This is a genomic window from Chryseobacterium sp. YIM B08800, assembly GCF_026163565.1.
GTDB lineage: Bacteria > Bacteroidota > Bacteroidia > Flavobacteriales > Weeksellaceae > Chryseobacterium.
Window position 1 is genome coordinate 68,659 of the sequence record NZ_JAPDKN010000004.1, and the last position, 26,931, is coordinate 95,589.

A 26,931-nucleotide genomic window follows, 5' to 3' on the forward strand; every position below is an offset into this window, starting at 1 on the left:
AAAGTAGTATATTACCGGATGGTTAGATAGTACCAGTTTTAACATTATGAATAGTCCGGCTGAATTTCCTTACGAGAGTTTTATTTTAATCAATAGAAATTCAGAGATTTCTATCTACATGCAAATCTCCAATCAATTAATTAATGCGATACAAAGAGGCGTTCTTCCTTTTGGCATAAAACTTCCGGGAACAAGGGCTTTAAGCATCATTTTGCAGGTTCACAGAAATACAATTGTTGCTGCTTATGACGAATTGTTTGCACAAGGCTGGGTAGAAAGCCTTCCTAATAAAGGAACTTTTGTGATTGGAAAAAATCAGGAAAAACCATTTCAAATTAAAGATTTTGAGAAGAACAACCTTGAACATTATCCCAAATCAACAGGTTTTTCATTTAAAACTTCAAATATTTTAGATAATCCGTTTGAGTATTCTGATTGCGAATATATTTTCAATGACGGCGTTCCGGATATTCGTTTAACGCAAATTGACCATCATTCCCGAATTTACAGTTCCATTTTAAAAAGAAAAGCTCATAAAATAGGACAATACAATCAGGATGGAAGTGAATTTTTCAAAAAAAACCTCTCACAATTTTTAAATCTATCAAGAGGCTTACCGATCTCAAAAAACAATCTTTTGATTACGAGAAGTACGGAAATGAGTATTTATATTGTTTCTGAAATTTTACTTTCGGCAGGAGATGTTGTTTTGGTCGGAGAATTAAGCTATTTCTCAGTCAATATGATCTTCCAAAAAGCAGGAGTAAAAATTCAACCCATTTCAATTGATGAAGAAGGAATTAATGTAGAAGAAGTAAGAGAAGCTTGTAAAAAGCAGAAAATAAGAATGCTTTATCTCACACCGCATCACCACTATCCTACTACAGTCACCCTGAGTGCAAAACGAAGGTTGGAGTTACTTAATCTTGCCAATGAATTTGGTTTTATCATTCTGGAAGACGATTACGATTATGATTTCCATTATGATAAAAGTCCTATTCTTCCTTTGGCGAGCGCAGATACCAACGGAATGGTTATTTATATTGGATCTTTCGGAAAATCTTTGGTTCCCGGTTTCCGAACGGGATTTATTGTTGCGCCAGAAAATCTGATGATCGAAATGAGAAAATATTTGGGAATTATAGACCGACAGGGCGACGTTCTGATGGAACACGTTTTGGGAGAAATGATTGCTGAAGGTGAAATTAACCGATATTTAAAAAAATCATTAAAAACTTATCAGGAAAGAAGAGATTATTTCGTTTCTCTTTTAGAAAAAAACTTGGGAGACTACATCGATTTTCAAAAACCTTCAGGAGGTTTAGCAGTGTGGATGAAGTGGAAAATCCCTGTAAATCTAATGCAGCTCAGTAGAAACTGTACTAAAAACAATCTTTTCATTCCTAAAACCCTGCTTTATCAGAACAAAGATCTTACAGCAATGCGATTGGGTTTTGGAAATTTAAATCTGACAGAAATGGATAAAAGCATTAAGATTTTATCTGAAAACATCAAATTATTATCCTGATTTCAAAAAAAATAAGAATATTTTTCACCGCAAAAGTATCAAAAGAAATGATGAAAAAAGAGAAATTCAAAAGCTTACAAAGCAACAACCATAGTACTCATTTTCTTTAAAAATATTTCAAAAAAAAACTTGTCAAGGTTAATAAATATGTGAATTATTAACCTTGACAAGGTTGAGCTTACAATAGATAAAAAATCAGCGAAAAATTATTTGCATGATGTTAAAATTCAGATTGAAGAACCTTCAATAATTCGACTTGCTGATTGACATCATTTTTGCTGCTTATTAAATTATAATTCGCCTGAAGCCAGTTATTCCTCACCACAAAAAACGTATAAGCATCCATTAAACCTTCTTTATATTTTTCTTCAGATTTCTGAAAAGACAGTTTTTGATTTTCGAAATTAAGTTCCAAAAGACTGTATTTTTCCTGCGCATTCAGAAACTGAGCTTTTATAGAATTGATCGATTTTGTTAAATCATTAATGATTAAATCTTTGCTGTAATTGAAATTGATAACGTTTAGTTTTGCTATTTCTACGTTATTTTTTATTTGGAATTTATTAAAAATCGGAATATTTAAACCAAAAGAAATCGACTGGTTTTTATTCTGACTAAACTGATCAGAAAAATTTGCATTGGAAAGAGCATTGCTGCCCAAAGATTTATTATAAAAAGTAGACCAACTGTAATTTCCAGTCAATGTTGGAAGATAGTAAGATTTTTCAATATCTATATTTTTTTCCTGTGCCCTGATTTCAGCAATAACCGTTTTGTAAGCTGGGTTATTTTCTATTAATTTATTGGTAAAATCTGCAGTATTAAAATCTTCCTGAACTAAAGATTCATTGTCATCCATCACAAAATCTATAGAATCCTGTGTAATACTCAGTGCATTCAGAAGATTTATTTTTGCCAGATCACGTTGGTTTTTTGCTGAAACCCACTGCTCCTGTAAAGTTCCCAAATTGGCTTTAATATCATAAATATCACTTTTTGAGCGACTTCCTATTTCCACTTCTTTTTCAGTACGTTTAATTTGTTCTTCGATTCCTGCAATCTGTGTTTCTAAAACTTCCAGCCAGCTTTTGCTGTTTTGATACATGAAAAAATTCTGAATTACAGTAAGTTTTACTTCATTCTGAGCTTGTTTAAGCCTATATGTACTCGCATTTTTATTCAATTTAGACAAAGAAATATTCAAATAATTCCTCCAATTAAACAATTCAACATTTGCCTGAGCAATCACCTGATCATACTGTGTATTAAGCGCCTCTCTTTGATTACTCGACTGATTGATTGACGAACCCAAACTATAACTGTGATTGACACCAGCATTGACAGACGGAAGCAACATTCCTTTTGAAGCTGCAATCTGTCGGTCATTTTTTTGAATATTTACGGTTGCCTGTTTTACCAACGGATGATTTTTTGAAGCATAATCGAGACATTCTTTGAGCGTCCAACTTTGTTGAGCCGGGAAAAGATTTATTATAAAAATGAAGACTATTTTTTTCATTGTAGATTTTTTTGAATGGAAGATGGATGACAGAAGCCGAAAGTGAATATTGGGATATCAAAGACATCCAACTTCCATCATCTAACTTCAAACATTATTCGTATTTCAAATGTTTAACAAGATTTATTTTCGTTGCACGATACGCTTTGAAGCTTACAACAAAAAACGTTAAGAGCAAAAGCAAGATCATGCTTAGAACATACGGCCAAACCGGCATATCAATTCGGTAAGAGAAATCTTTCAGCCATTCGTTCATTGCAAAATATCCAAACGGGATGCTTATTAAAACAGCGATTATACAAATCAGTAAAAATCTTTTGGTCAAATCCCAGACAATTGTTTTTTCGTCTGCTCCTAAAGTTTTTTTAATGGCAACATCTTTCAGTTTCTGCTCAATAAGAAGTGATGACAATGCAAATAATCCTAATAATGCAATCACCAAAACAACAATATTAAGCGTTGTAAAAAGAGTCTGTTGCTTCTGAAATCGTTCAAAAGTTTTAGCAAATTGTTTATCCACAAATTCGTATTCAAAAGGATAACCCGGTTCTGTTTTTGTGAGCCAGAATTCTTTAATTTGCTCCAAAGTTCCGTTGATATCATCACCTGAAAGCTTTATTTGCAGATTAGACATATTATTTTTAACCCAGGTTCTGTCATAATTGAAAAAAACCACAGGTTCAATTGGTTTATCAACACCGTTATAGTAAAAATCTTTTACTACACCCAGAATCTTATATTTCTTACGGTCGTCCCAACCTGTTAAAATCTCTTTTCCCAAGGCGCTTTTTGAATTGTAGCCCAACTTCTTTGCAAAAGTTTCGTTTACAACCGCTCCGTTAATTGTATCTGAAGCTATTTTCCAATTTAAATCTCGCCCCGATAAAAACTGTATTTTGTAAAAACGAAGATAGTTCTCGTCAATTGCTCCAAGACCTGTACCTTCTACTGTTTTGGTACTATCTCGTGCATCCTTAGCAACAGAAGTATTGGCAGCACCTCTTCCTATGGATTGTATAGAACCTGTAATATCCGCAACACCTTTTATTCTGGCAATTTCACTCTTTAGAAGTTGATATTTTTTCGCATTATAATTATTCTCCCAACTTGTTTTTTTAAAATCAATTTGAACCACCTGATTCCCTTTAAATCCTAAATCTTTATTCATCATATATTTAACCTGAGTATGAATAATTAAAGAACAGATAATAAAAAATGAAGAAATAATTAACTGTAAAGTAAGAATGGAGTTTCTTAACCAAATACCATGTCTGCTTCTGGCAAAATTTCCTTTCAAGGTATTGATTGGTTTAAAATTTGACAGATAAAGTGCAGGAATCAACCCTGAAACCAGAGAAAAAATAATCAGTAACAAAGCTGTATAAATAAAGAGACTTATGTTTTTTAGCTGAATATCTTTATTCAAAAATTTATTGTACGAAGGAAGCAAAAGCTCAACCATAGCAAAAGCTAAAATATAAGCTACGAAACAAATAATAAAAGTTTCCATTAAAAACTGAAAAACCAGTTTTGATTTTGAACTTCCTATCACTTTCTTTACCCCAACTTCTTTTGCTCTTTGAGCCGCCTGAGCGGTTTTTAAATTAATTAAATTAATCCCCGATAAAAGCAATATCAAAGCAGATATTCCAAGCAAAATCATTATCGATTTTTTATCTCCTTTATTTATCCCGTCACTTTTTGCATCAAGCTTTATGGTTTCTAGTGGTGAGAGATACACTTTTAAAGGATTTTTTTTATCTGTTTCGTAACCCCATTTTTTTGCAGAAATCTCATCTTGTTCCCGCATTTTTCTTGCTATTTTATCTTCAAGGGCTTTAATATCAGAACCCGGTTTTATTTTAAAAAAACCATTATAGCTGTAGTTCGTCCACTGTGTTTTATTGCCTTCCATATAAGGATTCATAATAACAAAGTCAGGTTTAAAAACTGTATTGGCAACAGGTATTTTATAAATTGCTGTTACAATATAGTTTTTGTCATCAACTTCAATTTTAACAGCTTTCCCAATTGAGTTCAAATAATCATCCTCAAAAAGCAATTTTGCCGTTTCTTCTGATAAAGCAACTTTACTTACATCGGATAAAGCATCTTTAAAGTTTCCGGCAACTTTTTCAAAAGGAAAAAAATTAAAAAAAGAATTTACCGTAGCTCCGGCAGAAACATACGCTGAATTATTTCCGAAGCTCACTTTTTTTCTTCCCCAATCATTAAATATTGTAGCATCCTCAATCTCCGAAAACATTTCTTTTGATCCGAATATCTCGGGATAACTTGAAACAGGCATTGTTCCAAAAGAGGAATTAAAATTTTCTACCAGATAAATATTATCTTTATTAGGATTCCATTGTTCGTATGTTTTCTCATCCTGCCAATGAATAAAAATCAACAGAAAGACACACAAACCAACGCTCAATCCTAAAACATTGATCATCGTGGAAAGCCAGTTTTTTCTATAGTTGACAAATGCTATTTTGAGACAGTTTTTAAGCATAGTTGGTGGTTTTTGGTTGTTAGTTAATAGTTGTCAGTTGATGGTTTCAAAACTCTCTATCAACTGAGAACCAATAACTATTAACTAATTTTATTCGTATTTTAAATATTTCACAAGATTCACTTTTGTGGCTTGGTATGCTTTAATACTTACCACCGCAAATGTTAAAACTAATAATAAAATCATACTCAGAATGAATGGAAAAATTGGCATATCAATTCGGTAAGCAAAATCTTTCAGCCATTCGTTCATCAGATAATAACTGATCGGAATACTTACAACAACCGCAATAAAAGTAATCCACAGAAACTGTTTCGTCAATCCTACGATCAAAGTTCCGTCTGATGCACCTAATGTTTTTTTGATGGCTACATCTTTTAATTTTTGCTCAATCATTAATGAAGACAAAGCGAATAATCCGAGTAATGCCACCATTAAAACCATTGCATTTAAAATTGTGAAAAGCGTCTGTTGTTTCTGATACGTTTCAAAAGTTTTCGCAAATTGTTTATCAATAAAATAAGACTTGAATGGGTAACCCGGTTCTACATTATTTTGCCAATACGTTTTTAGCCTTTTCACAGTTCCATCGATATCGTCTGCTTTTAATTTCAATTCAATATTACCTACGTTATATCGTTTCCAGGTAGTTTCTCTATAGTGGAAAAAAATCATGGGTTCCACTTCGCTCTTCAAACTTCTGATGTTGAAATCTTTTGTAATTCCTACAATATGATAAGCTTTATCGTCGAATCCTGGTCTTACTTCTCTTTTCATTGCCTGTTCATCTGTCCATCCAAATTTTCTTACAAAAGCTTCGTTCACCAATGCATTGTTAATTGTATCTGAGGATAATTTTGGATCTAGCCAGCGTCCTTTAAGCAATTTAACACCCATAAACTGAAGATAATTATAATCCATAGAGCCATGACGAGCCTGAATACTTGTATTCAGATAATCTACATTTGAACTGCTCTGGCCATTTGTTCCGGGAGGCGCTTCTGTAAAAGAAATGCTTTCTACACCAGGAATTTTTGCCATTTCAGTTTTCAGTCTTTCATATTTTAGCCAAGGTTTTCCGTTGTTATCTTCATTAAAATTAATTTGAAAAACCTGTTTCCCGTTAAAGCCCAAATCTTTATTCATCATGTGTTTTACCTGCTGATTTACAATCAAACCACCGATAATGAAAAAAGAAGAGATAATAAGTTGTAAAGTCAGAATTCCGTTTCTCAGCCAAACACCATTTTTACTTCTGGCAAAATTTCCTTTTAAAGTTTCTATCGCTTTGAAATTAGATAAATATAAAGCCGGAATGAGCCCGGAAACAACCGTAACCAAAGCTACCATCGCAAATGAATAAAAATAAACTCTCCAATCGCTCATCACAATTTCTTTGTTATAAAACTTGTTGAGACTTGGCAAAAGAAGCTCTGTTAAAGCCAAAGACAAAAGATAAGAAGCAAAACAAATTAAAAAAGTTTCCATCAGGAATTGAAGAACCAAACTAGATTTTGTGCTTCCAATCGCTTTTCTTACCCCGATTTCTTTAGCTCTTTGAGAAGCTTGTGCTGTTTTTAAATTAATAAAATTGATGGCTGATAAAATCACAATTAAAACAGAAAGTGCGAACAAAATCATTAATGATTTGAAATCCGGTTTCCCAAACCAAGTCATTTCTGAATGCAGTTTTATTTTATCCAGCGGTGTAAGTAATGAATCCGTTGGTCCATACGTATCAATATATTGTTGAGGTGTTATTCCTGCACCTTCAGAATTTATTTTTGCTCGCAACATAATGACATCTAGAAATTTTTTCTCAAAACTTCTTGGGTCTGCACCTTTTTTTAACAGAAAAAAGCATCCATAATTGAAATTCCCCCAAGCTTCTTTATCCTCTTTCAAACGTTCTGCAGGTTTAAAAATAAAATCAGGCTTTATCTGGCTGTTTTCTTTTGGTAATTCGTAAACTGCTGTAACGATGTAATCTGTCTTGTTAATTTTAATTGTTTCTCCCGTAACGTCGGTTTTTCCAAAAAGATTTTTTGCAACAACATTGGAAATAGCAATATTGTTATCGTTTTTAAAAACATTTTTATAGCTTCCTGCCACCAATTTGAATGGGAACACATTGAAAAAATTCTCAGACGCCGCCATACCACCCTCCTGATAAGCTGTTTTATTTTTCGTGGTCATTTTGTAGGCGATATCTGTACCGCTCATCAAAGCATAATCCTGAACTTCAGAGATTCGCTTTAATGCATTTTCGGCTAAAGGTATCGAAATAGCACCGCCATAAATATTATCTTTTTTGTAGTACGTTTGAAAGTAATAAATATTATCTTTCTTGGGATTCCATTTTTCGTAAGATTCTTCATCATTCCAATGCATTAGAATGAGCATAAATCCTGTCAATCCAATCGTCAATCCAAATAAATTAATTATCGTGGAAAGCCAGTTTTTTTTATAATTGATGAAGGCAATTTTGAGCCAGTTTTGTAGCATAATTGTTGATTTTGGGGATTGTTGTTAGTTGATTGTTGTTAGTTTTGAGAATTCCCATCAACTAACAACCGACAACTATCAACTAAAGTTTTTAGCATCTGCTTTTTCGAAAACATCTTTTCTTTGAGAAGAATGTTCTTCCGAGAAAATTTCGCCGTCTTTCATATTTACGATTCTTGAGGCATAACCCGCATCGTAAGAAGAGTGTGTTACCATCGCAATTGTAGAACCTTCGCGGTGAAGTTCTGCCAAAAGATTCATCACTTCATTTCCGTTGGAAGAATCGAGATTTCCCGTTGGTTCATCGGCAAGAATTAGTTTTGGTTTTGTAACCAAGGCTCTCGCAACGGCAGCTCTTTGCTGCTGACCTCCGGAAAGTTGCTGTGGATAATGTTTTGCGCGATGAGCAATATTTATTTTCTCCATAATTTCTTCTACTCGTTTTTTTCTTTCCGAGGAAGAAATACCGTTGTAAATTAATGGTAATTCTATGTTTTCATAAACCGTTAATTCATCAATCAGATTAAAATTTTGGAAGATAAAGCCGATATTTTTCTTTCTGATCTCAGATTTTTTCTTTTCACTAAGACTTTGTGTTTCGGTTTCAGCAAATTTGTACGAACCGGAAGAAGCGCTGTCGAGCAATCCGATAATATTCAGGAAAGTAGATTTTCCGCAACCTGAAGGTCCCATTATTGCAACAAATTCACCTTCTTTTATGCGTAAACTTACGTTATTGAGTGCGTTGGTTTGTACGTCTTCGGTTTTATATACTTTTGAAAGGTTTGTAATGTTTATCATAATTAGTTATTTGTAATTAGTTGTTAGTTGATTGTTTTTGGTAGGTGACAAATTAGTATTTGAATTAAATGATTTTTATCTAAAATTTTGTGTATTGTGTCTTGAATCTATCAGTCTATTTTCCAGCGTCTAATCTCTCATATTTCTTGAGTTTAGAATAATCGGAAAATTATTTTGTCTTAAATTTTATCACCGTTTGTTTTAGAGGATATCCTTCTTTCGATTTAAAGCTTTGATCGGTCAATACAAACTCATATTCTGTATTAGGTTTCATATCTGTCAAGAGCTTTAGTCCTTTGTGACCATTGACAAAACCTTCCAATTTCTGCAGCGGGAAATGCTCTTTACCAGATTCTCCCATATTTATAGAAACTTTTTCAATCATTTCTCTGTCAAAATTAATCGTGATTTCTTTGATTGTAGGATCTACATCATTTTTGTTCCAGATATCGGGAGAAATAGACAATACTTTAGGTCGATTTTTCTCATAAATAATCATTTTTGGAGCTAACTGATTATAGAAAGAAATAATTTCAGGATAAAAACTTTCCAGCGTTGGATATTGTTTTCTGTTATTATCAAATTTCTCTAACAATTCCACCAAATCTTTTATCCATAAAAATTTTCTTTTTTCTTGGATGGAAATTTCTTCATCGATGTCTTTTTGCGAATATTTATTATCCATCATATAGTGAATGACAGCAGCTCGTACCAAACTTTCATTAATCATCGTTTCCCAATTTCCGTATGCTTGAGATTCCATATCTTCTTTCACCAATTCGTAAATAATTTTGCCCGAATTTTCTAATTTTGATTTGTTATCGTCCATCTCCAAAATGTAATTGATAAACGAATGGTTAAATTCGTGAATCAGTAAAGGCTGAAACTCGTTTTTATCAAATATTGTACTTCCATCCTTATCAAATGACCATATTCCAACTACTGCATTTACGTTTTCTTTTTGGTTTTTCGGATGAGTTTTAATTCCATAGTTTCCACCACCATTTCCGTAGCCTAAAATAATGTTGTAATCTTCATTGGCTTTTTTACCATAAAATTTAGAATACCAATCTTGATTAAAATCAGACAGAATAGTTGTTTGATATTTGTCTTCTGCATTTTTATAATCTGCTGAATGATTATTAAAAAACTGCTGAAAATTTGTGTTTTTGTAAAATTGATTCAACAAAGAAACAAACTGCTTTTTATCTACTTTTTCCCATCTTTTATCTAAAGAATTTACTTTTTCTTTTATCTGGCTGAATTTTCCGTTTTTAAAAGATAAATGAAGCGCCATCGACATCACAGCATCATATCCTAAACCGTTTTTGTTTCTGTTTTCTTTAATAAATTCAACAATTTCTGAGTTTTTATAGGCATCAAAATAAGTATTGATATCTGCCACATATTTTTTATTGTAATCTTGGCTATATTCTTTCGCTCCCGCCAATCGAAAAACAATGCTTACAATCTCTACTCTTTCATCTACTTTAGGAATTAATTTTTCCTGCGAAAAGTTTAAAACTGAAATAAAAAGAACAATTAACGTCCAAAGTTTTTTAATCCAAATCATGCTTATTTTATTTTTTTATATCTAATATTTCGTATTTCTTCAATTCAGAATAATCTGAAGTAATCACGGTTTCTCCGGCTTTCAAACCTGAAACGACTTCGTAATACATTGGATTTTCTCTTCCCAAACTGATATTTCTTTTCTCAGCTTTATTATTTTTCAGAACGAAAATCCATTTTCCATTCGTGTCTTTGTAGAAATTTCCTTTCGGAATCATCATACTTTGCGTATCGGCAGAAAGTTTCAGCTTCACTCCGAAAGTCATCCCGATTTTTAAGTTTTCAATTTTTGCATCAATGAAATTTAGTTCCACAGAAAACTGTCCGTCTTTTACTTCGGGAAGAATTTTTGAAATAATCACTTCATACTGTTTAGCATTACTTTCCAGACTTCCTTTGATACCGACTTGAAGTTTATTAATGTAATATTCATCCACTTTTGCAATCAGTTTGTAACCGCCCATCAAATCTATTTTTCCGATACTTTCACCGGTTGTCAGATTCTGCCCAAGCGAAATATTAAATGAAGACAATCTTCCGGAAACCGGCGCCATAATTAGGAAATTATTTTTATTAGAACGCAAAATATTCAAGCTTTTTTCCATTTGATTGATCGAATTATTAATGGCTGCGAACTGAGAATTTCTGGATGTTTTTTCATTGGCACTTCCTTTTTCAACAATTTGTTTTCTTTGTTTTTGATAATTCAGATTTTGTAAAGCCATATCATAATCGGTTTTCTTTCCGATTTCTGCATCGTACAATCTTTTCTGAAGATTATAAGTCTGCAAAGCCGTATTGTAATCATTCTGAGACTGCAATAATTCTTTATCCTGGTTAAATTCCTGATTTTTCAATTCTAAAAGCGAGCTTCTCATTTGGCTGATTTGCTGCATAATCCCCGTTTCCTGATTCAAATAATTAAATTCCGTATTTGGATTATAAACTCTCGCAATAGGTTCTCCTTTCGTCAGCATTTGTCCGTCTTCTGCAAAAATTTCTTTCACAGCACCACCTTCCAAAACATTCACCAAAGAAGAGTTAAGAGATTGTGTTTGTGCCGTTACCATCAACATATCTTCGAATTTTCCTTTCGTCACTTCATCAGTCGTAATATCTTCTAACTTTACATTAAATGTTTTTTTCTGATTCAGAAAGTACCATCCAAAAACCCAAACCGCCAAAGCTGAAACAATGATGATTAATATTAATTTTAGTTTAGACTTCTTTTTTACTATTTTCGTATCCATATTTGAGATAACTATTTCACTTACAGATAATTACACAATATAAATACCACAAATTTATAATCTTGTAACTCTCTGTAAATGTGATTAAATATATTTTAATTAATTTTAAGACTGTTCATTATCGGACACTTTTTGTGCGAAAACGGACATAATAATTATTAATGATGAATTATAATTGATAAATGATGATTTCATTCGACAAAATTTACAAATGATGAATACAAAATATGGCTAAAAAATTAAAAAACACAGAATCTCCCGATAATCAAATAGCATTTTCAAACGAAAAACTATTTGTGGATTTATCCCAATTAATTGAGCAAAGTCGTCAACAGGTTGCGATGCAGGCAAATAGTACGCTTACCATTTTATTTTGGCAGGTTGGAAAACGTATCAATGACGACATCCTCCAAAATCAGCGTGCAGAATACGGAAAGCAAATTGTATCGACAGTATCGGCACAATTGGAAACTTCTTACGGAAGAAATTTTGCTGAAAAAAACGTCCGGAGAATGATGCAGTTTGCAGAGGTATTTTCCGAAATGCAAATTGTCGTTCCACTGGCACGACAATTAAGCTGGTCACATTTTTTAATTCTAATTCCCTTAAAATCAGTGGAGCAAAGATTATTTTATGCAGAATTAACAATCGAAGGAACACTTGGAAAAAGAGAACTTCGTAAACAAATTGCCAGCAAAGCTTTTGAAAGAACTGAAATTGCCAATCTACAATCGTCACAGAACGAAAATTTTCCAATAAATACATTCAAAGACCCATATTTATTAGATTTCCTTGGCTTGCAAAACGATTATCTTGAAAAAGATATTGAAACAGCAATTCTTCACGAACTGGAAAAATTTATTTTAGAATTAGGAAAAGGATTTGCTTTTGTTGAACGCCAAAAAAGGATGATTATCGATGGAGAAGATTTTTATCTCGACCTTCTGTTTTATCATCGTTCACTTAAAAGATTGATAGCAATTGAATTGAAATTAGGAAAATTTCAAGCCAAATATAAAGGACAAATGGAATTATATTTGAAATGGCTCAACAAAAATGAAAGACAAGAAGGCGAAGAAACACCAATAGGATTAATACTTTGTGCAGAAAGCAGTAAAGAACAAGTCGAACTTTTGGAAATGCACAAAGACGGAATTATGGTTGCAGAATACTGGACGGAATTACCATCGAAAAAAGAACTCGAACGAAAATTACATTTGGCTCTAATTGAAGCAAAAGAACGTTTCGAACGTAAAAAATTGCTGTAATTCTTGTTTATTATTAAATTCAAAAAATGCGAAAAAAAGATGCTCATATTTTAATTGTAGATGATGACGAAGATATTTTGTTTTCGGCGAGAGTGTGGTTGAAGAAATTTTTCACGGAAGTGAGCTGTCTCAGTCAGCCAAAAAATATTTTGAAGTTTTTAACCGAGCAACAGGTTGATGCTGTTCTTCTTGATATGAATTTCAGGAAAGGTTTTGAAAGCGGAAAAGACGGTTTGTATTGGATGCAGGAAATTAAAACTTTAGAACCGCAACTTCCCATCATTCTGATGACCGCTTATGGTGAAGTGGAATTGGCAGTTGAAGCTTTGAAAAACGGGGCTTCTGATTTTATTTTAAAACCCTGGAATAACGAAAAGTTATTCGCTTCCGTTAATCTCGCTGTCGATATTTCCCGAAAAAACAAAAAGCTCAATCAATGGGAAAATGTAAGCATCAAAACCAATCAATATCAACTGAAAACGCAGTCTTTTGCAATGCAGGAAGTGATGGATCATATCGCAAGAGTTGCGCCAACTGATGCTAATATTTTACTTTTAGGAGAAAATGGAACCGGAAAATATGTTTTAGCGGAACACATTCACGAATTGTCTGAAAGAAAAAATCAGCCTTTTGTACACATCGATTTAGGAAGTCTTTCAGAAAGTTTGTTTGAGGCCGAATTGTTTGGTTATAAAAAAGGAGCTTTTACAGATGCTAATCAGGATTATTCCGGAAAAATTGAAAATGCTCAAAATGGAACGGTTTTCCTTGATGAGATTGGAAATCTTCCGCTTCATCTTCAAACTAAATTATTAAGTTTGATTCAGAACCGAAAATTATCGAGAATCGGAGAAAGTAAAGAGAGATTATTGGACGTGAGATTTATTTTTGCAACTAACGAAAATCTTAAAAAAGCAGTTTCAGAAAACCGTTTCCGGAAAGATTTGTATTACAGAATCAATACCGTTGAATTGCAAATTCCGAGTCTGAGAGAGCGATTGGAAGATATTTCGACTTTAGCCAATTATTTTTTAGATAAGTATAAACAGAAATATCACAAACCTGATTTAGCTTTAAACGAATCTTTGATTAACGAATTAACCACTTATTCCTGGCCTGGAAACATTCGCGAACTCGACCATTGCATTGAGCGAAGCGTGATTCTTTCTAATGAGAAAAATCTGAAATTATTGATGCCTCAAGATGAAGAATCAGAAAAAACTATTGTGAATCTCAACATCGAAGAAATGGAAGAAATCCTCATTAAAAAAGCGTTGAAAAAACACCGTGGAAATATTTCTTTGGCTGCAGAAGATTTGGGATTGTCGAGAGCGGCATTGTACAGAAGAATGGAAAAATTTGAGTTGTAAAAGCTGGAAGCTGGAAGTTAGAAGACAAATTTCCCAGAAAAAAATACATCAGAGTTCCGAAGGAACGATTTAACAAAGGGTAGGATAAAATCCTATCAATGAACATTGAAAAAACAATGAAAAAGCAACAGTTTTTTTGGTTATTATTTATTCTGCTTGCAATTGTCAGCGGAATTTTTGCCTTTGATTTTTATTCGGAAAACAGGTGGATTAATTGTTTTCTGTTTTCTTCAATAAGCTTGGTTTGCGTTGTTTTGGCGCAGACTTCGGCTTTATCTTACATCCAAAAAACTGAAAAATTGCTTTTGGCAATTCAGAAAAAAGATTTTTCATTATTTCCTGAAACCGACGGAAACAGTTTGGTTGAAAATGCTGTAAAACTTTATTACCAAAGCAAAGAAGAGCACCTTTCTCATTCTTCTTATAAGCTTTTATATGAAGAAATTTTGAATCAACTCGAAATTGGATTGATGATTCTCTCTGAGAAAAATAATGAATGGGAAGTTTTTTATGTGAATCCTGTTTTTCTGGAAATTCTGGAAATTCCGAAATATAATTATTGGAATCTTTACAAAAATAAAACACCCAATTTTTACAATATCATTGAACAAACGCAATACGAAAATTCACAGGAATTTTTTGATATTTCTATTAATGAAAATACAAAACAGTCATTTTCTCTCAGAACCAAAAAAGTTGAAAATGTACAAAACCGATTTTGTATTATCAGCTTAGAATCTGTTCAGAAAATTATTGAGCAAAAGGAAAAATTAGCTTGGAACAATCTGATGAAAGTGATTTCACACGAACTTTTAAATACTTTAACGCCTGTTAATAGCTTAATTCAAAATCTTGAATATATTGCCAATCAGGAAATTATTGAAAAAGAAGACCAGCAAGATATGAAAGAAAGTCTGATGATTATCAACAACAAATCAAAACAATTGTTGAATTTCGTGGACGATTACAGACAGGTTGCAGAACTACCAAAGCCTGTTTTCAAAACAATTTCATTGACGAATATTGTAGAATCTGCGCTTAATTTTTTAAAGCCGGAATTTGAGAAAAATAATATCACGATTGTTAATTCATTAGAAAATCAGGTGGTTTTTGCAGATGAAAAAATGATTGAACGTTGTTTGATTAATCTTTATCTCAATGCGATTTTTGCAGTTTCTAATACAAACGAAAGAATCATCAAAACAGAAATAAAGACCCTTAACAAACGTATTATTTTAAGCGTAGAAGATAGTGGAATCGGGATTCAGAAGGAAATTCAGGATAAGATTTTTCTTCCCTTTTTTACAACAAGAAATGGCGGTTCGGGAATTGGATTGACACTCAGCAAAAGTATTATTGAAGCGCATAAAGGTTATCTTAATTATAAAGCATTAGATCGAGGAAGTAGATTTGAAATTTGGTTTTTGAATTGAATTCTTGCTAAATTCTTTAAAAAAAGTGATTATGATTAATGATAAATCAAATTTAAATTTTATCAAATTGGTATTGAAAATTGTATATTTTTATACTTTTTCTATTTTTTAAATAATATTTAAATCGTTTTTAAAACTACATAATCCAAACATTTCACCTTTGAGAGCTTCCTGTCATTAATACAACTAATTGACTTTAAGTAACATAAGTTATAAATCGAGAAAAAAGCTATTTGCAGATTTCTACAATTAATTCATAAGCTGTTTATGTAATATTAAATTTTAATTAAAATTCAACCTAGAAAAACCAGTTCATAAAACCCTGTATTTAAAGGCATTAAAACGACTTATCAATAAACAAATCCAATTTTAAATTAATCATTTTGGTTGAAAAATTATATTTCAAGAAAATAAAAACCATCTTAGACAAACAACTAAAAACATTTCATAATCTATTGAAAATCTACATAATAAACTAATTATTCTATCTAACTAATGTGGAAAAAATATTCCAAACCGGTAGAATAAAATAAATTTCAAAATTATTTTCTACACTATAATATTACGATTTGCATAATATTCAAAAAAAGACAAATTAAAAAAAAGCATTATTTTTGCTTAACAAAAAGAAATGGTAATTCTAATTTTATCTGTAAATTAGCATTACCAACCAAAATATTAAATTTACAATAGCATGAAAAAAATAATTTTACTCCTCACCTTATTTTCCGGAATATCTGCATTCTCACAGATCAGGGTTCTGAAAAATGAAACATTAGTCGAAATAGGAAAAGATAATTCTGTTGGTTTATACAAAAAGGAAAATAAATTTACTTTTAATTATCAGGATATCAATACGAGTAACTTAAACACATTCAGATCATTTTCATTTAATGATATGAATGGTGATGTACAAGAGCTTTATAAAATGATTACTGATGGATTTATTGATCAGCCCAGTGGAAATATTTCTTTAGAGCTTCCCAACGATATTATTGAGTTACAATACGAGAAAAACTACGGTCAGCCAACGGTACAGATTATTCAATACATCAACAAGAATAAAAAGTATGTGGGTAAATCTCAGTTTTTAAATAAAAAACAGATTGATAAAATCTTCGGTATCGGAACTCCAAAAGCTGCACTGTATACCAAATCTGCAGTAAAACAAACTCCGGTAAACGCTATGAATAACACACAAAATCATTCAAATACCTCTCAAACAAATACTCAAAAAACAACGGAAAAATCTCCAAAAAAAAGAAAATAAATCCGTTTTTTTCAATATATATCAACTCATTCTTCCCGAATGAGTTTTTTTATTTCTATTTTTGTCAAAATATTTCATTGTACTATGTCTCTTCAGGTAATTAATCTAACAAAGAAATTTGGTGAGCAGACTGCTCTAAACAATATTAACATCAACATTGATAAAAGTGAAATCATCGGTCTTTTGGGTCCTAACGGAGCCGGAAAATCTACTTTGATGAAATCTATTGTCGGTGCATTGAAAATTGATGAAGGTGAAATTATCTTTAACGGAAAAAATATTTCAGAGTACGAAATTGAAAGCAAAAAAAATATAGGATTTCTTCCTGAAAACAATCCGCTTTACCTTGAAATGTATGTAAAAGAATATCTGCAGTTTGTTGCCAATATTCATAAAATTTCTGAAGCTAGAGTGGATGAGGTGATAGAATTGGTTGGAATTACTCCCGAAAAATCTAAAAAAATCGGTCAGCTTTCTAAAGGTTATAAACAGAGAGTTGGTTTGGCGCAGGCAATTATTCATCAACCTGATTTATTGATTTTAGATGAGCCAACGAATGGTTTAGATCCCAATCAGATTTTAGAAATCAGAAATGTGGTGAAAGAAATTGGTAAAGAAAAAACAGTTTTACTTTCTACACACATTATGCAGGAAGTTGAGGCGCTTTGTACAAGAGTAATTCTTATTCATCAGGGAAATATTATTCAGGATTGTAATATTGAAGAATTTAAGGGGAAATTTGAGAGTTTAGAAGATGCTTTTGCGAGTTATACGCAGGATTTTAAGGTTGAAGTTGAGACTAAGGCTTAAAAAGTAATTAAAAAGTAAAAACTTTTTAGATAATTTATTGGCTTTAAATTTGATTCCCAACTTATAATTAAAACAAAAATCAACATGATTAAGAAATTATTATTGGGAACTTTATGCATCGCTCAGTTTTCTCTCATTGCAGCTCACGATTTAAAACAAACTTCAAATTTTAGGGAGGATAACGGAACAGGATATTTTCAAAATGTACCTAAAACGGTTATTATTAAAACCAAAAAATTCAAAGTAAGAATTGATAAACAACCGAATGGAAATTATCTGTATCAATCTTGGGGAGCCAATACAAAAATTACAGCAAAACCGAGTATGATTATCAGTAACGGAGAATTAATTCCGGACGGATCCGGAGGTAATTATTATTTCGAATTCAATAACAACGGAACTCTTTATCAGGTATGGAGAAATTACTTAACAGACTCTCCGAAAAAAGCACCTTACACTTTAGTCGTAATCGGTGAAAATGGTGAAACTTTGGTAAGACAGGATGCACAAGTTGTAAAAAATTAAAACTCATCAACTCTCGCTATAAAGTGAGAGTTTTTTTGTTTTAAGAACCAAACTTTTTCAACTGCGTAAAATAATTACTTTCTGCAAAACTTTCTTTCGCAGCACGATAACCTATATTAAATATTTGTTCTAAACGGTCTTTTTTACGTTCAAAAGTTCCGTAGCTTGACAAATCCTGAGACGAAATCAGCCAGTCGCAATGCTCAAACTTCACCTTTTCGATACGATAAGAAAGCAAATCATACGATCGGGAAACGATTGATTTTATCGTCTTTAAATCATCGATTTTAATGTTGTGAGGTGGCGAAACAAACACGCCAATCAGTTTCTCACAGTCATCACGGATAATATCTGCCGGAAAATTATTCAAAACACCTCCGTCACAGAACATTTCTTCGCCTAAAATATAAGGAGTCGTAATTCCCGGAATCGAGCATGAAGCAATAATAGCATCAGTTATTAAAAAGTTTTCATCGAAAATTTTCTCAGTTCCACCAACCAATTCGGTTGCAACAATTTTTACTTCTTTGTCAAGATCACCAATTTTCATATCATTGAAAATCGGTTTCAGATAAGTATTAAAAATTACCGAAGAAACCAAGCCAGGCTGATTGAATGTAAAATGTTTCCAATTAAAAAAATACACCGATTGAAAGAAATCTAAAATTTCTTCAGGCTTTTTTCCTATTGAATAAAGACAGCCCACAATAGAACCAGCGCTGCAACAAGCCAGAATATCTACATCAATGTTTTGTTCGTTCAAGAATTTTAATACTCCGGCATGAGCGATTCCTTTGGTACCGCCGCCTGATAAAACCAATCCTGTTTTTTCAAAGTTCATTAAATAAATGTAAGAAAAACATCTTTAAACATCACATTTAAGGAATCTAAATATTTTGTTAATTATTTAAAAGGAAAAACCACAGACAATAGCTGTGGTTTAGTTTTATAAATAGAATTGAAAAGTTAATTATTAATATACTTTTCAAAAATTTTAGAGAAATCTTTTTGGGTGTATCTGTCAAAACTATTGGTATTCCAGGCAAAAATATATTCGTTGATCGCCTTTAATTCCTGACTTTTAGAAACATTTTCCTGCTTTCCTGATGCCACACTCGTTATTGCTTTCTGAATACTGTCATTAGAAAAATTTAATAATGAATGATTGTGATGAACTTCCTGCTGAATCGCTAAAAGTGCCTTATACAAATCTTTTAACTGATCAATCTGACCTTTTGCAACACTAATCATCAAAGGAACATTCCCGATATTAAATGAAATTTCAACATCCAAATCAATGGTTCCTGCAGTCTGCAATGCGATATTTGAAAAAGGAAACTGATAATATTCGTATCTCTTTAAAACTCTCTTTTTATCCAATGCACTTGCTCCGTCGATGTGAATTAAAGCTCTGTTGGTAAAGCAATATTCATCTCTTTTAGATTTAATTAAAAAGAATATTTTCTCATTATCCTCAGATAAAATATAATCATCAGAATCTACTTTATCATAATCCTGAGATGGAATAATTTTACCGATATCACCTAACCCTAAAGCTTCTGCAGCTAATTTTTTAAACATAAAATTTGTACTTTATTAAGTGGATAAAATTAATAAAATATGCGAGATAAAAATGAAAAAAAATTATCCTGGATTCTATTCAAATTTGACTAGATATTAAAATCTTTATTTATTTTTTGACGCAAAGATTTTCTTTAAAGACTTAATTATTTAAGTGAACAAAGAAGAATCAACAAGTTGATTTGATGAAGCTGTGTTTTCAAGCTTCGCAAAGCAAATATTACTTACCTTTGCTTCCTAAAAATTATGGATAAAATAGAATTAAAACTTTGCGTTTAAAAGTAATAAAAATTTTAAATATCAAAATTTAAATAAACCATTAAAAAGAAAAAACCACAGACAAAATCTGTGGTTTTGATATTGATAAACTTTGTCAAAGATTTTCAACTTTGACAAAGTAAATATTAAATGTGAATCACTTCACCGTAAGCAGCGGCAGCAGCTTCCATAATTGCTTCAGAAACTGTTGGATGCGGGTGAATAGATTTAATAATTTCGTGACCAGTAGTTTCAAGTTTTCTAGCAACAACAGCTTCAGCAACCATATCAGTTACCCCTTCTCCAATCATGTGACAACCTAACCACTCACCGTATTTAGCGTCAAAAATTACTTTGATGAAACCATCTGTGTTTCCGTTTGCAGTAGCTTTTCCACTTGCAGAAAGAGGGAATTTACCCACTTTAAGCTCGTAACCTTTTTCTTTAGCCTGCTTTTCTGTAAGACCAACTGAAGCAACTTCCGGGTGACAGTAAGTACATCCAGGAATATTACCATAGTCGATTTTCTCAACGTGCATTCCTTTGATTTTTTCTACACAAGTAATACCTTCAGCAGAAGCAACGTGTGCCAAAGCCTGAGTTGGGATAATATCTCCGATTGCATAGTAACCAGGAACTGAAGTTTCATACCATTCATTTACTAAAACTCTGCCTTTATCTGTTTGAATTCCCACTTCTTCAAGACCAATGTTCTCGATGTTTGCAGCAATTCCTACAGCAGAAAGCAAGATATCAGCTTCAAGAGTTACGTTTCCGTTTGCAGTTTTTACAGTAGCTTTCACACCGTTTCCACTTGTGTCAACACTTTCTACAGAAGCATTTGTCATGATTTCAATCCCTGATTTCTTAAGAGATTTTTCTAAGTGCTTAGAAATATCCTCATCTTCTACAGGAACGATATTTGGTAAAAATTCTACAACAGTTACTTTTGTACCCATTGTGTTATAAAAATCAGCAAATTCTACTCCGATAGCTCCAGAACCTACAACAATCATAGATTTTGGCTGCTCAGGAAGAGATAATGCCTGTCTGTATCCGATTACTTTTTTACCGTCTTGAGGTAAGTTTGGTAACTCTCTAGAACGAGCTCCTGTAGCCAAAATAATGTGAGTTCCTGTATATTCAGCTACTTTTCCTTCTTTATCTGTAACAGAAACTTTTTTACCCTTTTGTACTTTTGCAGTTCCTAAAATTACATCAATTTTGTTCTTTTTCATCAAGAACTCAATTCCTTTGCTCATTTTAGAAGCAACGCCACGGCTTCTCTGAATAACGTTTGGAAACTCAAAACTAGCTTCTACTTTATTCAAACCATAGTCTTCTGCATGATTAATATAATGAAAAACCTGAGCCGACTTCAACAAAGCTTTCGTTGGAATACATCCCCAGTTAAGGCAAATCCCTCCTAAGTTTTCTTTCTCGATAATTGCAGTTTTGAAACCCAATTGTGCCGCTCTGATTGCTGTAACATATCCACCAGGACCACTTCCGATGACAATAATATCGTAATTCATTAGCTTAAAATTTTTATGCGAATTTAAGGAAAAATATTGGATGTTTTACGTTTCTGAAAATTCGTGAAGCAATGCATAACGAACATGGTTTTCATTTAATTATAAACAAAAAAGAGAACACAAAAACGTATTCTCTTTTAATAAATTTATTGAATAGTAAAAATATCGTAAAATTAAACAGTTGTTCAAATTTTCATTTTTACCATATTTTGTACATCTATTTGGCAGATCTCAACAATTTCTTTTCGTTTTGATAACGTACGTTTAAAGCTTTAAGCTGATCTTGTTTCATTTTTTTGGTAGCAACCGGATGATTTATGATCAGTTTTTTTTCAGTATTGTACCTTTTATTTAACTCATTCAGTTTACTGTTGTATAATTGTGTTTTCGAAGGATGTGGCGGCGGAGTTGGATGTTTTTGTGCTACAACACCTGTTGACAATCCTACTAACAAAATGGTTGATATCAATAGCTTTTTCATAACATTTAATTTTTTTGAATGATTTTAAGATTAATTAATTTCATTCTGGTTTAAAGTGATTATTACAGATATCGTACCATATTTTTATATCCTCAATTTATTGAACTTCAATATTCTGTTTTAAAGGAAGATTTTTAGAAGAATTTCCTACAAAAATTCTGTAGGTTCCTTTTTCCACGATCCAGTTCATTTTCTCATCTAAAAACTGTAGTTCTTTCACAGGAACTTCAATCGAGATCTGTTTAGACTCTCCCGGTTTTAAAAATACTTTTTTAAATCCTTTCAATTCAATAATCGGTCTTGAAACTGAAGCCAGCAAATCTTTTACATACAATTGAACAACTTCACTTCCTGCTTTTGAGCCAGTATTTTTTACAGTTACTTTTGCAATAACAGTTTCATTTTCAGAATATTTCGTTTGATTTAATTGTAAATCAGAAATTTCGAAAGTCGTATAACTCAATCCAAAACCAAACGGATACAATGGCTCACCGCTTAAATCATGATAATCATTTCCTCTTCCTGTCGGATGATGATTATATGTTAAAGGCAACTGACCTTCCTCGATTGGAAACGTAATCGGTAATTTCCCTGAAGGATTTTCTGCTCCAAAAAGAACTTTTGCAATTGCATTTCCACCTTCTTCTCCGGGGTACCAAACATCTAAAATCGCTCCTACTTTATCTTTCCAATCGGTCGTTTTTATCGCAGAACCGCCGACCAAAACAACTGTTGTCGGTTTATTTAACTTTGAAACTTCATGAATAAATTTTTCCTGGTTTCCCGGAAGACTCAAAGAAGAACGATCCTGAAATTCACCTTCATGAATTCCTGTTGTAACGATAATGTAATCTGCATTTTGAGCCAATTGTAAAGCATCATTAAACTCTTTTTGATAATAGTTCAAACCATAATTCCAGATCAGTTCTATATTTGCTTCTCCCCTATTTTCATGAAACTCAATAACAATATCAGATCTTTGACCTTTATTAAGATTAAGCTCAACCGTTTTTGTTGAATAACTCAGCTTTTCCCAATTATCAATTAATAATTTTCCATTTAAATACAATCTGAAACCATCATTTCCACGAAGTCCCAATTGATATTTTCCTGAACTTGGAGCTTCCAGTTTTCCTGTCCAACGAACGCTGTAATTGTCTGGCTGCAGTTTTTCAGGATTTGGAGAATATAAGGTCCACTTGAAATTCAATTGTTCGTCCTGTTTTTCAAAAGCAGGATTTCCTTTTAAATCTGAATTAGAAAAATAATTTCCTTTTAATCCTTTTTTATTTTCGAAAGATAAAAACTCTGTAGGAATCGTGACAAAATTCTTTAGATTCCAATCGATTCCTTTTGAATAAGTGATCTCAATATTTTTATTTTTAACGAAATTTTTAATTCCATCTAAAATACTTACTTTCTTATTTCCCGGACCGGAATAACCTCCCAATCTTGCATCAACCGCATCGGTTCCAACAACCAAAATCTTTTTATACTTTTCAGAAACCGGAAGCGTTTTGTTATTATTTTGAAGCAAAACAAAAGATTCAACAGCAGCTTTTTCTGCTAAAGGTTTATGATTAATTTTCTTTAATTCTTCAATATTTTTATTTGATACGTAAGGATTTTCAAACAAACCCAGTTCAAATTTCGCTCTTAAAACTCTTGCAACCGCATCATCAATTCTTTCCTTCGAAATTCGTCCATCCAAAAATGGCAGAATAAACAATTTATAATGTTGATATTCGGTCTGGAAAATCACATCAAGTCCCGCATTGATCGCCTGTGCAGAAGCGTCATCATAATCTTTTGCTGTAAAATGCAGAACATTTGCTCCACCAACCGCACTTGCATCGCTGATAACGAAACCTTTGAAATTCCATTCATTTTTTAATTTTTCGGTCAACAGCCAATGATTTGCCGTAGAAGGTCTTCCATCCAATAAATTATAAGAAGTCATCACCGAACGACTTTTCCCTTGAGTAAAGGCTTTTTGAAAAGGAACTAAATGTGTTTCTTCCAAATATCTTTTGCTCCAGTGAATTGGATAAGAATCACGACCGCCTTCGCCAACATTTGCCAGAAAATGTTTTGGAGTGGTAATAATCCCCTGATTTTCAAAAGAACTGACGAAATTCACGCCCATCACGGAGGTCAAAAATGGGTCTTCACCATAAGTTTCCTCAGTTCTTCCCCATCGAACATCACTCGCCAAATTAACAACCGGAGTTAAAATCTGACGAATTCCTCTCAATTTTGATTCTTTTGCAATGGCTGTCGAAACTTCTTTCATTAACTCAGGATTGAAGGTTGCCGACAAACCGATCGCCTGTGGAAAAGCGGTTGCGCCTTCACGCATCAATCCATGTAAGGCTTCGTCAAAAGGGATAATCGGAATTCCCAATCGGGATTCTTCCACAAAATATTTTTGAATGGCATTTATTTTTTTCGCTAGTCTTTCCGCATCTTCATTCGCATTATATTTCAACAATTGTCCGGCAGCTCCACCGCCTTGATTTCCTGCACTCACCTGCAATCCGAAAATTCCGTGGGAATATTGACCTTTCGGAACATTATCTAAATCTCCGGGAATCATAAAACACTGCCAGAATTTTTCTTCAGGCGTCATGCGTTTCAGTAAATCCTGAACTCTAGCTTCAGTGGGTTGTTTTGGGTCTTTATATAAGGGTTTTTGAGCGGTAATAAATGTTGTGCTCAATAATGAAATTACTGTAATTTTAAATCTGAGTTTAAAAAGCATTGTAAATAGTTTGGTTTAAAATCAGTTCTTTTGTCTTGAAACAAAAGAACCAAAAATTCAAGACTTGGAACTCTCCGCTAAAAATTAAAATTTAATCCTAAAATTCCCAAAACTTGCGCGAATTCAATATACTTTCTTCGGTTCAATATTTGTGTCGCGCTTCAAACAATGGGAATTTCTTAACGGATTAAGTTTTAATTTTCTTAACGCTTCGATTTCCTAGATCACTTTAATTACAAATTCAACTATTGTGTAATTTGAATTACGGTTGAATATTTTAATTGAGTTCTTTCTTTTGGTAAAGTAACTTCAATTGAATTTCCTGTTGTTTTCCATTGAATTTTATTTTTTAAACCTAAAATTTTCAAAGATTTTGGTTTAAAATTTTCAGGAATTGAGAAGCTTAAACTTGATGGTGACTGATAATTTTTGTTATCTTCTAAATGGAAAACATTCACTGTTTTACCGTCTTTACTTTGAGTATAATAAAAATTTCCTTCGTGATAAGGAGCTATGCTTCTTGTTGCGAAAACTGCAGATTGATTGTCATTCATCCAAGCTGAAATCTCTTTTAATCTTTCATAAACAATTGCATCATAATCTCCGTTTGGTCCGGGAGCAATATTCATCAGGTAATTTCCACCTCTTGAAATAATTTTAACTAAAGTTTCAATGATTTTTTGAGATGATTTGTAATTGTCATTGGGAACATAAGAAAATGAATCCCCCATCGTAATACAGCTCTCCCAAGGAATTGTAAGAGGCTTTTCGGGAACGGCTTGTTCGGGAGTTACATAATTTTCCCATTTTCCGGGAACGGTGCGGTCTACAATGATAATTCCTGATTGATTTTTGCGAGCCATCGTCCCGATTTTATCCATTTCGATATCCTGTTCAACTTTAATGGTTCTTTGCCATTCAACATTCGGATCGATTGTGTGAAACGGGCGAACCCAACCTCCATCTAACCAAAGAATATCGACTTTACCGTAGTTTGAAGTAATTTCGTTGAGTTGATTAAAGGTGAAATTTTTGAAACTATTCCATCTTTCTGGATATTTTTTAGGGTCATAATTCACATTTCTATCTTTTGGCGGGAAATATGACCACCAATAATCATCAGAATGCCAATCGGGTTTTGAAAAATAGGCTCCGATTTTAAAACCATCATTTCGAAATGTATTGAAAATTTCCTTTGTCACGTCCGCTTTTGGATTTTTTGAAAAAGGAGTTTTTGAAGAAGTAACTTTGTAATCAGACTGCTTCGTATCAAACATCGCAAAACCATCATGATGCTTTGTAGTAAAAACCACATATTTCATACCCGCTTTCTTTGCTGCATCTGCCCACTTTTGAGGGTTAAACTGAGTCGGATTAAAAGTTTTCTGTAGATTTTCATAATTTTCTACATATTCGTTGTATGACTTTCCGTGTTCGGGTTTACGCTGCGTCCACGATTCATCTTCAGGACAAAGACTCCAACTTTCAACAATTCCCCATTGACTGTAGGTTCCCCAATGCATGAACAAACCAAATTTTAAATCTTGCCAGTTTTCAAGATTTTGAATAACTAAAGGATCTGTAGGTTTTTGATAACCATCGGAAACGTTGTGTGCCTGTGAAAAAAAAGTGGTTGAGATGAGTAATGATGAGAAAAATAAGGTTTTCGTTTTTGGCTTGGTGAACATGAAGTTTAGTTTTTGCTAATTTAATGTTTCACCATAAATTTTTAACCACAAAAAACACAAAAGTTTTTATACACATACTTTGAAGCTTAATTCTGCGCTTGAAAAGTTCAAAAAAGAGTTGGAATTAATTGAAATTAATAATGTGACGACTTAATTTTAACACATAAGTCACAAAGTTTTTAGTTTTAAATGTTTGAAAATATTTTAGAGCACATCAATTTGAAAATCGGAGATTTTCTGGGCAATGTTTTCTAAGACAAA

19 protein-coding genes are annotated in these 26,931 nt (G+C 32.5%); 7 read left to right on the forward strand and 12 right to left on the reverse strand.

The genetic code is table 11. The annotated features are described in order from the left end of the window. Positions 1-46 precede the first annotated feature (46 nt). Positions 47-1,528 (forward strand): PLP-dependent aminotransferase family protein, encoded by a 1,482-nt coding sequence (locus tag OEW74_RS02215; RefSeq protein WP_265426938.1) that lies wholly within the window; start codon positions 47-49, stop codon positions 1,526-1,528. Positions 1,529-1,748: 220 nt separating this feature from the next. Here OEW74_RS02215 and OEW74_RS02220 read toward each other — a convergent pair whose 3' ends face one another. The 6 genes from OEW74_RS02220 to OEW74_RS02245 all read right to left on the reverse strand — a co-directional run bounded on the left by OEW74_RS02220 (position 1,749) and on the right by OEW74_RS02245 (position 11,690). Then, positions 1,749-3,047 (reverse strand): TolC family protein, encoded by a 1,299-nt coding sequence (locus OEW74_RS02220; protein WP_265426939.1) that lies wholly within the window; start codon positions 3,045-3,047, stop codon positions 1,749-1,751. A 94-nt stretch (positions 3,048-3,141) separates the two neighbouring features. Then, the gene (locus OEW74_RS02225; protein ID WP_265426940.1) at positions 3,142-5,562 is read right to left on the reverse strand and encodes an ABC transporter permease; all 2,421 of its coding nucleotides are present in this window, start codon (positions 5,560-5,562) and stop codon (positions 3,142-3,144) included. A gap of 90 nt (positions 5,563-5,652) precedes the next feature. Continuing rightward, entirely contained in the window at positions 5,653-8,067 is a 2,415-nt protein-coding gene (locus OEW74_RS02230) for an FtsX-like permease family protein (RefSeq protein WP_265426941.1), read from the reverse strand. Positions 8,068-8,145: 78 nt separating this feature from the next. Beyond that, positions 8,146-8,868 carry an ABC transporter ATP-binding protein gene (locus OEW74_RS02235; RefSeq protein ID WP_265426942.1) on the reverse strand — a complete coding sequence of 241 codons (723 nt, stop codon included), beginning with the start codon at positions 8,866-8,868 and terminating at the stop codon, positions 8,146-8,148. A gap of 169 nt (positions 8,869-9,037) precedes the next feature. Next, positions 9,038-10,441, reverse strand: coding sequence for a DUF4932 domain-containing protein (locus OEW74_RS02240; protein WP_265426943.1), 1,404 nt, complete (start codon positions 10,439-10,441; stop codon positions 9,038-9,040). A 7-nt stretch (positions 10,442-10,448) separates the two neighbouring features. Beyond that, the gene (locus OEW74_RS02245) at positions 10,449-11,690 is read right to left on the reverse strand and encodes an efflux RND transporter periplasmic adaptor subunit (protein ID WP_265426944.1); all 1,242 of its coding nucleotides are present in this window, start codon (positions 11,688-11,690) and stop codon (positions 10,449-10,451) included. A gap of 227 nt (positions 11,691-11,917) precedes the next feature. Here OEW74_RS02245 and OEW74_RS02250 point away from each other — a divergent pair, with 227 nt between their 5' ends. The 6 genes from OEW74_RS02250 (at position 11,918) to OEW74_RS02275 (ending at position 18,366) form a co-directional block, all read left to right on the forward strand. Next, positions 11,918-12,958 carry a PDDEXK nuclease domain-containing protein gene (locus tag OEW74_RS02250; protein ID WP_265426945.1) on the forward strand — a complete coding sequence of 347 codons (1,041 nt, stop codon included), beginning with the start codon at positions 11,918-11,920 and terminating at the stop codon, positions 12,956-12,958. 26 nt (positions 12,959-12,984) lie between these two features. Next, positions 12,985-14,328 carry a sigma-54-dependent transcriptional regulator gene (locus OEW74_RS02255; protein WP_265426946.1) on the forward strand — a complete coding sequence of 448 codons (1,344 nt, stop codon included), beginning with the start codon at positions 12,985-12,987 and terminating at the stop codon, positions 14,326-14,328. A gap of 98 nt (positions 14,329-14,426) precedes the next feature. Beyond that, positions 14,427-15,761 (forward strand): sensor histidine kinase, encoded by a 1,335-nt coding sequence (locus OEW74_RS02260; RefSeq protein WP_265426947.1) that lies wholly within the window; start codon positions 14,427-14,429, stop codon positions 15,759-15,761. Positions 15,762-16,455: 694 nt separating this feature from the next. Beyond that, positions 16,456-17,031 (forward strand): hypothetical protein, encoded by a 576-nt coding sequence (locus OEW74_RS02265; protein WP_265426948.1) that lies wholly within the window; start codon positions 16,456-16,458, stop codon positions 17,029-17,031. An 84-nt stretch (positions 17,032-17,115) separates the two neighbouring features. Next, positions 17,116-17,841, forward strand: a complete 726-nt coding sequence (locus OEW74_RS02270) for an ABC transporter ATP-binding protein (RefSeq protein ID WP_265426949.1) — start codon at positions 17,116-17,118, stop codon at positions 17,839-17,841. 84 nt (positions 17,842-17,925) lie between these two features. Further along, the gene (locus OEW74_RS02275; RefSeq protein WP_265426950.1) at positions 17,926-18,366 is read left to right on the forward strand and encodes a hypothetical protein; all 441 of its coding nucleotides are present in this window, start codon (positions 17,926-17,928) and stop codon (positions 18,364-18,366) included. 40 nt (positions 18,367-18,406) lie between these two features. On the opposite strand, the gene OEW74_RS02280 is transcribed toward OEW74_RS02275, so the two are convergent. The 6 genes from OEW74_RS02280 to OEW74_RS02305 form a co-directional block, all read right to left on the reverse strand. Continuing rightward, on the reverse strand, positions 18,407-19,207 hold the full coding sequence (locus OEW74_RS02280) for a patatin-like phospholipase family protein (protein WP_265426951.1): 801 nt from the start codon (positions 19,205-19,207) through the stop codon (positions 18,407-18,409). Positions 19,208-19,332: 125 nt separating this feature from the next. Then, positions 19,333-19,947, reverse strand: coding sequence for a PH domain-containing protein (locus OEW74_RS02285; protein WP_265426952.1), 615 nt, complete (start codon positions 19,945-19,947; stop codon positions 19,333-19,335). 404 nt (positions 19,948-20,351) lie between these two features. Beyond that, positions 20,352-21,740: a dihydrolipoyl dehydrogenase gene (gene lpdA, locus OEW74_RS02290; protein ID WP_265426953.1), complete on the reverse strand. Its 1,389-nt coding sequence runs from the start codon at positions 21,738-21,740 to the stop codon at positions 20,352-20,354. Positions 21,741-21,957: 217 nt separating this feature from the next. Further along, complete coding sequence (locus OEW74_RS02295; RefSeq protein ID WP_074229447.1) at positions 21,958-22,221, reverse strand: hypothetical protein; 264 nt, start codon at positions 22,219-22,221, stop codon at positions 21,958-21,960. Between the two features lie 97 nt (positions 22,222-22,318). Further along, the gene (locus tag OEW74_RS02300; protein WP_265426954.1) at positions 22,319-24,982 is read right to left on the reverse strand and encodes a glycoside hydrolase family 3 N-terminal domain-containing protein; all 2,664 of its coding nucleotides are present in this window, start codon (positions 24,980-24,982) and stop codon (positions 22,319-22,321) included. A gap of 245 nt (positions 24,983-25,227) precedes the next feature. Further along, the gene (locus OEW74_RS02305) at positions 25,228-26,670 is read right to left on the reverse strand and encodes an alpha-L-fucosidase (RefSeq protein ID WP_265426955.1); all 1,443 of its coding nucleotides are present in this window, start codon (positions 26,668-26,670) and stop codon (positions 25,228-25,230) included. Positions 26,671-26,931: the final 261 nt, after the last annotated feature.